The 11,639-nt window shown below is 66.5% G+C and carries 9 protein-coding genes; 2 read left to right on the top strand and 7 right to left on the bottom strand.

Annotated elements, in window-relative coordinates; genetic code table 11:
- Positions 1-9: 9 nt before the first annotated feature.
- Together IE187_RS01015 and IE187_RS01010 are read right to left on the bottom strand one after the other, a co-directional pair.
- Complete coding sequence (locus IE187_RS01015) at positions 10-492, bottom strand: bactofilin family protein (protein WP_189674752.1); 483 nt, start codon at positions 490-492, stop codon at positions 10-12.
- A 35-nt stretch (positions 493-527) separates the two neighbouring features.
- On the bottom strand, positions 528-1,361 hold the full coding sequence (locus tag IE187_RS01010; RefSeq protein ID WP_189674751.1) for a hypothetical protein: 834 nt from the start codon (positions 1,359-1,361) through the stop codon (positions 528-530).
- Positions 1,362-1,588: 227 nt separating this feature from the next.
- Between IE187_RS01010 and IE187_RS01005 the strand changes: the two genes are divergently transcribed.
- On the top strand, positions 1,589-1,921 hold the full coding sequence (locus IE187_RS01005; protein ID WP_189674750.1) for a phasin family protein: 333 nt from the start codon (positions 1,589-1,591) through the stop codon (positions 1,919-1,921).
- Between the two features lie 21 nt (positions 1,922-1,942).
- Here IE187_RS01005 and IE187_RS01000 read toward each other — a convergent pair whose 3' ends face one another.
- The 5 genes from IE187_RS01000 to IE187_RS00980 all read right to left on the bottom strand — a co-directional run bounded on the left by IE187_RS01000 (position 1,943) and on the right by IE187_RS00980 (position 8,817).
- Positions 1,943-2,461, bottom strand: coding sequence for a GNAT family N-acetyltransferase (locus IE187_RS01000; RefSeq protein ID WP_189674749.1), 519 nt, complete (start codon positions 2,459-2,461; stop codon positions 1,943-1,945).
- Between the two features lie 114 nt (positions 2,462-2,575).
- Positions 2,576-4,075 (bottom strand): efflux transporter outer membrane subunit, encoded by a 1,500-nt coding sequence (locus IE187_RS00995; RefSeq protein ID WP_189674748.1) that lies wholly within the window; start codon positions 4,073-4,075, stop codon positions 2,576-2,578.
- Positions 4,072-7,272, bottom strand: coding sequence for an efflux RND transporter permease subunit (locus tag IE187_RS00990; RefSeq protein ID WP_189674747.1), 3,201 nt, complete (start codon positions 7,270-7,272; stop codon positions 4,072-4,074). Before IE187_RS00990 ends, IE187_RS00995 begins: the two co-directional genes overlap by 4 nt.
- A 9-nt stretch (positions 7,273-7,281) precedes the next feature.
- On the bottom strand, positions 7,282-8,490 hold the full coding sequence (locus IE187_RS00985) for an efflux RND transporter periplasmic adaptor subunit (RefSeq protein ID WP_308435266.1): 1,209 nt from the start codon (positions 8,488-8,490) through the stop codon (positions 7,282-7,284).
- 144 nt (positions 8,491-8,634) lie between these two features.
- Entirely contained in the window at positions 8,635-8,817 is a 183-nt protein-coding gene (locus tag IE187_RS00980; protein WP_026046530.1) for a hypothetical protein, read from the bottom strand.
- A gap of 106 nt (positions 8,818-8,923) precedes the next feature.
- Here IE187_RS00980 and IE187_RS00975 point away from each other — a divergent pair, with 106 nt between their 5' ends.
- Positions 8,924-11,602, top strand: coding sequence for a TonB-dependent receptor (locus IE187_RS00975; RefSeq protein WP_189674746.1), 2,679 nt, complete (start codon positions 8,924-8,926; stop codon positions 11,600-11,602).
- Positions 11,603-11,639: the final 37 nt, after the last annotated feature.

Raw genomic sequence — 11,639 nt, 5'->3', positions numbered from 1 at the left:
GTCGCGGCCTCAGCCGGGCGTTGCGGTCGAGGTGAAGTGGACGACGTCGTCCATCGGCACCACCCTCCCCGGACCGGGCTCGAACGGGCTGACGGCGCTCTCGGCGGTGACGTGCTTGAGGTTCCCGTCCACCGACGCGCCGATCTCGATCGAGATCGTCTCGTAATGCACATCGCCGATGATCCGGGCCGAGCGTTCGATCGTCAGCTGCCGCACCGCGACCGATCCCTCGATCGCGCCGCCGAGGCGGGCGCTCTCCGCGATCACCGCACCGGCAATGCGGCTGTCCTGCCCCTGGATCAGCGTCCCGCACTGGACGTCGCCGTCGACGCGGCCATCGATGTGGAGGTCGGCACTCGCCGCGATATTGCCGGTGACGACGACATCGGCGCTGATCACCGAAAACGCGCCGCGCTTGCCGCTTCCCGATGGTATCGAATGGCCTGAAACGCCGCCGCCGCCATCGCGCGCCTTACCGTTGAAAATTGCCATCGTTCCCGCCCCCGACTGTCAAATTCGGCGGCTGCCTAGCACATCACGCGCGGCAGCGGCAGGGGGGGCGCTGCCGCCGCCCACGCCATCGCAGGGTTGTCGTTGGCGGCCCCGCGTTTGAGCACGGACCGCGCCTGAAGCAGCGTCGCGCCGATCATCGCGATCGCCCCAAACGCCGCCGCGCCCACGCCGCCGGAGCAGGCGACCAGCATGCCGATCCCGACCAAGGCAGCGATGCGCCGGCGTGGTGCGCTGCGCTCGAGCAGCGCGGCGTGCAGCGCGAGTCCGCCAGCAAGCAGGAACGCGCTCGGATCAAGGCCGGGCAGGACCATCGGGATCGCCAGCGCGCAGAGCAGCGCCCGCTCGCGCACTTCGGGAGGACGGAGCGGCTGGGTCGACGCCCATGCACCATAGGCCACCGCCGTGCCGAACGCGCTTGTCAGCGCCAGCCCGCCGAGCGGCAGCGTCCCGATCCACGGCAGCACCTGGAGGATCGTCCAAAGCGAAGGCGCGGCGGGGAGCGTGATCGGCGGCGGCAGCGCCAGGAACGGAGGAGCTGCGTGGGCGCGGGCGAGCAGCATCGCCAGCGCAAAGACCGGTGCAAGCGGCAGCAGCTGCCAGCGCACTCGCGCGCCGATGAGGACCGCCGCGACGAACGGCGCAAGGATCAGTGCGTTACGGTCGAAACCGACTGCCAGCCCATACCAGACGAGCATAGCGCCATAGTGACGCGCACCCGCCGCCGTGATCGCGACGAGGCACGCCGCCGGCCAGAACACCGCGCCATTCGCCACTACGCTGAGCGGCAGCAGCAACCACGCGGCCGCGCTCGGCGGCGGTATTCGCAGGGGAGGGGCGGGACGCAGCATGGTGTGTCTTTGCGCCGATCGGGTTGCCAGCGCGTTAAGGGTCTCCCGCCCGGCGATTTGCGCTCGGCGGATGGGGCGCTTAAGCTTCGCGTCTGCGTGCGGCACAGACCGCGGCAGAGGAGAGCCGGATGCCGCACCCCGTCAGCCACGTGCCAGCGCGACGTTCGCGCGACGCTGTGCCGTGCCCGGCGCTCCGGTCGCACACCCTGTGGAAAGGACATCATCCCATGACCGACAAGATTCGCGACGCGTTCAACGAGACGATCGCCGAGCCCGCCAAGAAAGCCGGCGAGGCGATCAGAGACGCCGGCGGCAAGATGGCCGAGAGCGGGTCGGCAGTTGGGATCAAGATGCTCGATCAGGCCGAGGCCAATGCCCGCGAGGCGTTCGCCGCGATGCGCGCCGCCGCAGGTGCAAAGGATTTGTCCGAAGTGATGAAGATCCAGGGCGACTTCCTGCGCGACCAAGGTCAGCGCAGCATGGCGCAGGCGCGCGAAATGGGCGAAGTCATCCTGCAATTCGGCCGCGAAGCGGTCGGCGCGGTACGCGGCGACAAATAGCCCGCCGCTAGCGCCCGTCGCTCAGCGCGCGGGCGCGGCGGTGCGCACGATGTCGTGGCTCAGGATCGCGACATCGTGCGTGTTGCCGGCGCGGTCGCGCACCTGGTCCTTGAGCAGCGCTTCGGCGCGAAAGCCGAGGCTTTCGAACAGCATGACCGATCCGATCTGGTCGGGCGTCATGTGTGCGGTGATCTTCTCGAGCCGGCGTTCGAGCGCGATCGAGTATATCCCTTCGAGCAGATCGCGGCCCAGCCCGGCGCCGCGCTTGCCCGGCGCGACGAGCAGCCGGATCTCGCCGACATGCGCGCTCCAGCTGAGCGGATCGCGAACCAGCGCGGCGGTTCCGACGAACGTGCCGCCATCTTCGGCGATGAGACTGTCGATATAGCCTTCGTCGATCGCCGCGACCCAGGCGGCGATGACGCGCGGATGGCGCAGGTCGCGGCCGAGGAAAAGCAAGTCATGCTCGGGCAGCGTCTCGGCAAAGGCGAGCATCGCCGCCGCGTCCTTGGGCTCGAACCGCCGGATGTGATAGCCCATCTTGATCACTCCCCGGCGCGTCGATCCAAGGCTGGATCATTCTGGTCTAAGCCGCTGTGCTGCCATGCGCGCTTCGGCTTGTCACGCGCTCGTTCGGGCGCTGGGGCGCAATCGCTATGGCTGGGTCGATTTCGGCCCCGCCGCAGTCACTTCGAGCGTCGAATCGCCGCCGAGTGTGCGGTACAACGTCACCAGGTTGCTGGCCTGGGTCAGCTGCGCGGTGACGAGGCTGCGCTGCGAAGAATAGAGCGATTGCTGTGCCGTCAAGCTTTGGAGGAAGGTGTCGATTCCACCGCGATAGCGTGCGTCGGACAGGCGGTAATTGTCGGTCGAGGCGGCGGTAAGCGCGCGTTGCGCATTGAGCTGCGCAGTGATCGTTCCGCGCCGGGCGAGCGCATCGGCGACTTCGCTGAACGCTGTCTGGATCGCCTTCTCATAGGTCGCCAGCGCATAATCGCGTTGCGCGCGCGATTGCACGACACCGGCGCGGCCGGCGCCGGCCCGGAAGATCGGATAGCTCGCACTCGGCGCGACCGAATAGTTGAACGCGCCGCCAGTGAACAGATTGCCGAGCGAGCTGCTCGCGAGCCCCGCGAGCGCGGTGAGCGAGATCGTCGGGAACAGGGCAGCGCGCGCGGCACCGATCTCGGCGTTGCTCGCGCGCAGTTCATACTCTGCCTGAACGACGTCGGGGCGGCGCAGCAGGATGCTCGAATTGAGCCCGGCAGGAAGCTCGGCGATCGTCGGCGCGGCTTCCTCGATCGATGCGGGGAGCAGGGCCGGATCGACTGGCGCGCCGACCAGCAGCTGGAGCGCGTTGACATCCTGCGCTACCGCTGTGGTTTGCGTGGCGAGATCCGACAAGGCGGTCTGCTGCACGATCTGCGCCTGGGCGAGGTCGGTCCGCGGGGCGATGCCGCCGTCGAGCCGCAATTTCGTCAGCGCCACGCTGCGGGCCGATAGCGCCGCGGTCTCGCGCGCGATCTTGAGCAAGCTGACGTCCGACGCATAGGTCAGCCACGCCGTGGCAATGTCTCCGACCAGCGTCAGGCGTGTCGCGCGCGCCGTTGCCTCGCTGCCGAAATAGCGATTCTGCGCGGCGGTGGTCAGCGAGCGGACCCGCCCGAACAAGTCGATCTCGAACGCGGTGATGCCGAGGCTGGCCGAAAGGGTGTTGGTCGCGCCGCCGCTCGTCGTGATCGTGCCGACGTTGCCCGTGCCGGTGTTGCCGGTGCCAGTCCCGGTCCCGTTTGCGGTGTTCGACACACCGCGCGTCCCGTTGTCGCGGCGCGTATAGCCCGCCGAACCGCCGATTTCGGGCAGCAATTCCGCGCGCTGGATGCGGTATTGCGCGCGCGCGATCGCGATGTTGGCCGCAGCGGCGCGAAGGTCGCGGTTGTTGACGAGCGCTTGCTCGATCACTTTCTGCAAACGCGGATCGCGAAAGATGTCGCGATAGCTCACGCTCGGCAGCGTCGCCTCATTCTGCGCGAGATAGGCGTCGCCGACCGGCCAGCTCGGCGGGACGGGCAGCGCGGGCTCGACATATTTGGGCGCCAGCGAACATGCCGACAGCGCGGCGAGCGAGACGAGCGAGACAGTCTTGCGGATCATGCGGTCGCCTCGCCCTGGCCGGAAGAACGCGTCGGGGGCGTCTCGTCCGCAGGCTTCTGTTCGTGGTGGAGCTTTTGCGAGATGCCGCGTGCGCCGCGTCGGATCATCACGAAGAATAACGGGATGTAGAAGATCGCGAGGATCGTCGCGGTCAGCATCCCGCCGATCACCGCGGTGCCGATCGCGACGCGGCTGTTCGCGCCGGCGCCGGTCGAAATCGCCAGCGGCAGCACGCCGAAGATGAAGGCAAAGCTCGTCATCAGGATCGGGCGCAGTCGGATCCGCGCCGCCTCGAGCGCGGCATCGATCACGCGCTTGCCCGACTTTTCGGCTTGCTCGGCGAACTCGATCATCAGAATCGCGTTCTTCGCCGCCAGGCCCATCGTCGTCAGCAGCCCGATCTGGAGATAGACGTCGTTCTGCAGGCCACGGAGCGTCACGGCGAACACCGCGCCGACCAGGCCGAGCGGAATGATCAGAAGCACGGCGATCGGGATCGACCAGCTCTCATAGAGCGCGGCGAGACACAGGAACACGACGAGCAGCGAGATCCCGTAGAGGAACGGCGCCTGGCCCGACGACAGCCGCTCCTGATACGACAGGCCGCTCCACGCAACGCTCGTGCCGGGATACTGTGCAGCGAGTTGGGTCATCTTCTCCATCGCGGTGCCCGAGCTCTGCCCCGGCGCGGCCTGACCCGAGAATTCGTACGACGAAATCCCCTGGAAGCGCGCGAGCGAGGGGGCCGCGGTGCTCCAGCTCGTCGTGGCGAAGGCCGAGAAGGGGGTCATCGCGCCAGTCGAGCCGCGGACATACCATTGTGCGAGATCGTCGGGCGACGAGCGGTACGGTGCGTCGCCCTGGACGTAGACGCGCTTGACGCGACCACGGTCGTTGAAATCGTTGACGTAGCTGCCACCCCACGCCGTCGAGAGCGTCGAGTTGACGTTCGCCTGGGTGAGGCCGAGCGTGCTGAGCTTCTGCGCGTCGAGATTGACCTGCAGCGTCGGCTGGTCATCGAGATCGGTCGGGCGCACCGCCGCGAGCGTCTTGTCGGCGCGTGCCGCCGCCAGCAATTTGTCGCGCGCCGCCTTGAATTCGTCACGGCTCAGGCCGCCCGAATTGAGCAGTTCCATCGTGAAGCCGGTCGACTGGCCGAGCCCGCGCACCGGCGACGGAACGGTCGCGTAGAATTCGACGTCGCGCAGACCGCTCAGCGCCTTGGTCGCGCGCGCGGTGATCGCGTCGGCGCCATTTTCGACGCCGCTGCGATCGGCCCAATCCTTGAACGCGATGAAGCCGCGCCCGGCATTCTGCCCGCCCGACCCGCCGCCGCCGCCGGCGACGGTCAGATAGCCGGCAACGTTCTTGGCCTCGGGGCCGGCAAAATACTTCTCGATCTCGAGCTGCGCCTTGCGTGTCGAATTGAGCGTCGCGCCTGGCGCGAGATTGTACTGGATCTGCGCGATGCCTTGGTCCTCATTGGGGAGGAAGCCCGTCGGCAAGCGCAGGAACAGGATCGCGAGGATTGCGATCACACCGGCATAGATCAGCACGAACAGCCATTTGCGATCGATCACCGTGCTGACGGCGGTGCCGTAGCGATCGATCGTCTTGTCGAAGCCGGTGTTGAACCAGTCCTTGGCGGGCTGCGTCTTGCGCGCGAGCCAGCCGTCCTGCTTCATGTCCTGCTTGCGCTTGAGCAGCGTTGCGGTCAGCGCCGGGGTCAACACCAGAGCGACGACGACCGAGAGCACCATCGCCGAGACGATCGTCACCGAGAACTGGCGATAGATCACGCCGGTCGATCCGCCGAAGAACGCCATCGGCAGGAAAACCGCCGAGAGAACGAGCGCGATCGCGATCAGCGCGACGGTAATCTCGTTCATCGACTGGATCGTCGCATCGCGCGGCGACATGTCGGGATTCTCTTCCATCAAGCGCTCGACATTCTCGACCACGACGATCGCGTCGTCGACGAGCAGACCGATCGCGAGCACGAGCCCGAACAGCGTCAGCGTGTTGATCGAGAAGCCGGCGAGCGAGAAGATGCCGAAGGTGCCGAGCAATACGACTGGCACCGCGATCGTCGGGATCAGCGTCGCGCGCCAGTTCTGCAGGAACACGAACATGACGACGACGACGAGCAGGATCGCCTCGAACAGCGTCTTCTCGACTTCCTCGACCGACAGCTTGATGAACGAGGTCGAATCCTGCGGGAAGCTGTAGGCATAGCCGTTGGGGAAGGCCTTCGAGGAGCGCTCGATTTCAGCCTTGACCAGTTCGGCCGTGCTCAGTGCGTCGGCGCCCGGCGCGAGGCTCACCGCGATGCCGGCGCCCGGATGGCCGTTAACGCGGCTGGTGACGTTGTAGCTTTCGGCGCCAAGCTCGATCCGCGCGACATCCGACAGGTGCACCGAGGAGCCATCGGGCTGCGTCTTGACGACGATCGCGCGGAACTGCTCGGGGGTCGACAGACGCGTCTGCGAGGTCACGGTCGCATCGAGCACTTGCTCGGCCGTATTCGGGACGCCGCCGATTTCGCCCGCGGCGACTTCGGCGTTCTGCGCGGTGATCGCGGTGGTGATGTCGCTCGGGATCAGGCTGTAGCTGGCGAGCTTGTTGGGATCGAGCCAGATGCGCATCGCATATTGCGCGCCGAACACGTTGATGTCGCCGACACCCTTGATGCGGCCGATCGTGTCCTGCAGGTTCGAGACGAGATAGTCCGACACGTCCTGGTTGGTCGTCCGGTTGGTCGTGTCATAGATCGCGGCGATCAGCAGGAAGTCGGGGTTCGACTTGGTCACCGTCAGACCCTGCTGCTGGACCTGCTGCGGCAAGCGCGACAGGGCCTGCTGCACCTTGTTCTGCACCTGCACCTGCGCGATGTCGGGATCGGTCCCTTTGTCGAAGGTCGCGGTGATCGTCACCTGGCCGCGCGACGACGAGCTCGTCGCGAAGTAGAGCAAGCCGTCGATCCCGGTGAGCTGCTGCTCGATGACCTGCGCGACCGAATTCTCGAGCGTCGCCGCCGACGCGCCGGGATAGGTCGCGCGGATGTTGACCTGAGGCGGCGCGATGTCCGGAAACTGCTCGACCGGCAGGGTGTAGATCGCACCGACGCCCGCGAGCATGATGATGATGGCAACGACCCAGGCGAAGATCGGCCGGTCGATGAAGATGCGCGATATCACAGGGCTGGCTCAGTTCTTCTGGACGGCTGCATCACCCGCTTTGGGCGACTTGATCGTCTGCGGCGCGCTTGCGGCAACGGGCTTGATGGTCTGGTTGACCTTCACCTTGCCGACGCCTTGCGTAATGATCTTGTCGCCAGGCTTGAGGCCGGTGGTGACGATCCAGTTGGTACCCTGCGTCGCCGTCGCGGTGATCGGACGCTGGACGGCCTTGTAGCCACCCTTGCCGTCGGCGCCGACGACATAGACCGTCGCCTCGCCCTTGGGCGTGCGCGAGACCGCTTGCTGCGGAACGAGGAAGGCGTTGGGATTGATCGACTGCGCAAAGCGCGCGCGGACGAACATGCCGGGCAGCAAGAGCCCCTTGGGATTGGGGAAGCGTGCGCGCAGCGTCACCGTGCCGGTTGCCGCATCGACCACGACTTCGGAAAATTCGACGTCGCCGCTGAGCCCGTAATCCGAGCCGTCCTCCAGCTTTAGCTGGACATTCGCGCGGGTCGCCACCGAACCGCCCGATGCGAGCGCGCGGCGGAGCCGCAACAGGTCTGCGCTGGCCTGCTGAATGTCGACATAGATCGGATCGAGCTTCTGGATCGTCGCCAGCGGGTCGGTCTGGCTCGCGGTGACGAGCGCGCCGACGGTGTAGAGCGAGCGCCCGATCCGCCCGGTGATCGGCGCGGGTACGGTGGTGAAGCGCAAGTTGATCTTGGCGGTGTCGAGCGCCGCCCTGGTCTGCGAGACCGTCGCGGAGGCCTGGCGTGCGGCGGCGGCGGCGTCGGTGTAATCCTGCTTGGCGACCGCTTGCATGTCGGCGAGCGGCTTGTACCGATCGGCCTTGACGCGCGTCGCCTCGGCATTGGCGATCGCGCTCGCGACGTTCGCGTTCGCCTGGTTTGCAGACGCGCGGTAGAGGCTCGGGTCGATCTGGTAGAGCGGCTGTCCCTGACGGACGAGCGCGCCTTCGGTGAAGAAGCGGCGCCGGATCAGACCGGTAACCTGCGGGCGGACTTCCGAACTCTGATAGGCGGCGGTGCGGCCGGCGAGTTCGGTCACCAGCGGGACGCTGCTCGGCTGGATGACGATATAGCCGACTTCGGGGGGACCCTTGGGGGCGCCACGGCCGCTCTTTTCCTGTTTTGCGCTGCCGCAGCCCGTCAGCAGAAGCGCCGATGCACCGACCACGATCATCGAGCGCAGGGAAGAAAACTCAGCCGCCATTGTGTCCACCGCTCTCAAGGCTGTTCCCGCACGGTGGATACCCTACGGAACGGTCGCCAAACGCTGCCTAGTAGCGATTGTTCCGGGGGCTTATCAACTGTCCCGGTACGGCCACAATTCAACCATTACCGAACCCTATGCGCATCACCGCAGCTTCGCGATGGTCAGTCCGTCGGCCTTGGCACGGTCCTTGGTCGATTCTTCGCTGCGCTTGAGCGCCTTGGAGATCGCCTTGAGCGCCATGCCCTTTTTGGCCAGCGTGTGCAGCTTCTGGATTTCGTCGGTCGTCCAGGGCTGCCGATGGCGTTCGAATCGCTCTTCACTCATGCGGCTGTCCTACGGCAGCCCCGATCGAAGTTCCAGCCATGCGCGCCTTCGACATACTCTTGCGACATAAGCACGCTAGCCGAAGGGAAAGACATTTGGGGCTACGATGATCCGCACAACAAAACTGCTTACGCTCGCGCTCGCGGCGACCCCGGCGTTCGCCTCCGCGCAACAGGCGACGACCAAGAGCACGACCAAGCAGGCGCCAGCAGCGGCACCGGCGGCGGCGCCCGACGATAGCGAGGACGGCCCCGATATCGTCGTGCGCGGGGCAAGGCAGCCTGGTTCGGTGATCGGCGACATTCCGCCCGAACAGCAGCTGAGCCCTGCAGACATCCGCTCGTACGGGGTCAGCTCGATCACCGAGTTGCTGACCGAACTCGCGCCGCAGATCCGCAGCGATCGCGGTGGCGGCGGTGCGCCCGTGATTTTGCTCGATGGCAAGCGGATCTCGGGTTTTGCTGAAATCCGCGATCTGCCGACCGAGGCGATCGCGCGCGTCGACATTCTGCCCGAGGAAGTCGCGCTTAAATATGGCTACACCGCCGACCAGAAGGTGGTGAACTTCGTCCTGCGCCGTCGCTTCCGCGCGGCGACGGTCGAGCTGTCGGACAAGCTCGCCACCGAAGGCGGGCGAAACGCGCCGCAGGGCGAACTCGACTTGCTCCAGATCGCCAATAAGGGGCGGGTCAATCTTCACCTCGAGTATCAGCCGGTCGAGGCGCTGACCGAGAGCGAACGCAGCATCCTCCCGACTGTCCGTCCGACGATTCCAGGCGCGACCACCGTGGCGACCGATCCGACCGACCAGCGACCGTTTCGCACGTTGCTGCCCTCGGGCCGCACGTTCAACGCCAACTCGACCTACGCGCGCAGCTTTGGCGCGGTTTCGGGAACGCTGAACGGGACGCTTTCGGCGAGCAACACGACCGGACTGCAAGGGTTGCCAAGCACGACGCTCATCGTTCCGGCGGGCAATCCCTTTTCGGCCAGCGCGGTGACGGTCAGTCGAACGCTGGGAGGGGACTTCTCGCCGCTCAAGCAACGCACTTCAGCGATCGCGGCGCACCTCGGCACGACGTTCAACGGCGCGATCAGCACGGCGTGGCAATGGTCGGTGACGGGCACCTATGACCATTCCGAATCGAAGACCTTCACCGATGCGGGGCTCGACGCGACCGCGTTCAACGCGCGGCTCGCGGCCAATGATCCGACCGCGAATCCGTTCGGCGCGCTTGGTGCCTCACAGATCGGGACGCGGGCGACGACGCGCGGCTATTCGACCTCCGACGAGGGGAAGCTCGACGTTCTGCTCAACGGCACGATCTTCAAGCTGCCCGCGGGCGAGGTTTCAACGAGCGTCCATCTCGGCGGCGACATCAGCAGCTTCAATAGCCGCTCGTATCGGGCCGGGCTGACCTCGACCGGCGCGGTGACACGCAATATCGTCAATGGCCAGCTCAACGTCGACGTGCCGCTGACCAGCCGCGCGAAGGACGTCCTCGCGGCGATCGGCACGCTCTCGGTCAACGGCAATGTCGCGGTCAACCACCTCTCCGATTTCGGGACGCTGACGACGCTTGGCTACGGGCTCAACTGGTCGCCAATCGTGCCGCTGCGGATTATCGCATCGGCGACGATGCAAGATACCGCGCCGAGCGCGACGCAGCTCGGCAATCCGCAGATCGTCACGCCCAACGTGCCGGTTTTCGACTATGTGCTCGGGCAGAATGCGAGCGTCACGACGGTGTCGGGCGGCAACCCCAACCTGATCGCGAGCAACAGCCACACCTACAAGCTCAGCGCGACGGTCAAGCCGTGGAGCACGAAGGACCTGTCGCTCACCGCGACGTATATCGACGCACGGATCGAAAATCCGATCGCCGCCTTCCCGACCGCGACCGCTGCGATCGAAACGGCCTTCCCGTCGCGCTTCACGCGGGTGCGCGATGCCAATGGCGATCTGGTGCTGACCCAGCTCGACACGCGACCGATCAATTTCGCGCAGAGCAGCCGCTCCGAGCTGCGCTGGGGGATCAATTTCTCGACGGCGCTCAAGTCGAAGCTGCAAAAACAGATCGAAGCGTGGCGCGCTGGGACGGGGCCGAACCCGTTTGCCGGGATCAAGATTCCCGACAGCGTACAACGCCAGATCGCGCAAGCGCGAGCGGAGCGCGGCGGGGGTGCCGGCGGACCTGGTGGTCCAGGTGGTCCAGGTGGTCCAGGTGGTCCCGGCGGCCCCGGCGGCGGGCGTGGCGGCTTTGGCGGCTTCGGGGGTGGTGGCCGTGGCGGCGGCGGCGGGCGGCTGCAGTTCGCGCTCTACCACACGTGGCACTTCAGCGAGCGCGTGCTCGTCCAGCGGGGTGGCCCGGCGCTCGACCTCTTGAACGGCGACGCGATCGGCTCGAACGGCGGGCAATCGCGCCACGAGCTCGAGGGGCAGGCGGGATACAGCAACAACGGCCTCGGCGTGCGCCTGTCGGCGAATTGGCAAAGCGCGACCGACGTCAACGGCGGAACGCTCGGCAACCCGCAGAACCTGCATTTCTCGTCGCTCGGTAAGCTCGGCGTGCGGTTGTTCGGGGATCTCGGGCAGCGGCTCGATCTGGTCAAGGCGCATCCGTGGATGCGCGGGATGCGCGTCGCGCTGGCGGTCGACAATCTGTTCGATACGCGCCAGCGCGTGACCAATGCGAGCGGGACGACGCCGGTCGCCTATCAGCCCGATTATCTCAATCCGCTCGGGCGCACGGTGCGCATTTCGATCCGCAAGCTGTTCCTCTGACGCGGGGCACGCTTCGGTAGCGATCGGCCCGGGCGCG

Origin of the sequence: Sphingomonas glacialis (genome assembly GCF_014653575.1) — a bacterium.
In the GTDB taxonomy this organism is placed as follows: domain Bacteria; phylum Pseudomonadota; class Alphaproteobacteria; order Sphingomonadales; family Sphingomonadaceae; genus Sphingomonas; species Sphingomonas glacialis.
The sequence above is the reverse complement of the archived record's forward strand: the minus strand, read 5'-3'. Positions and strand labels throughout refer to the sequence as shown.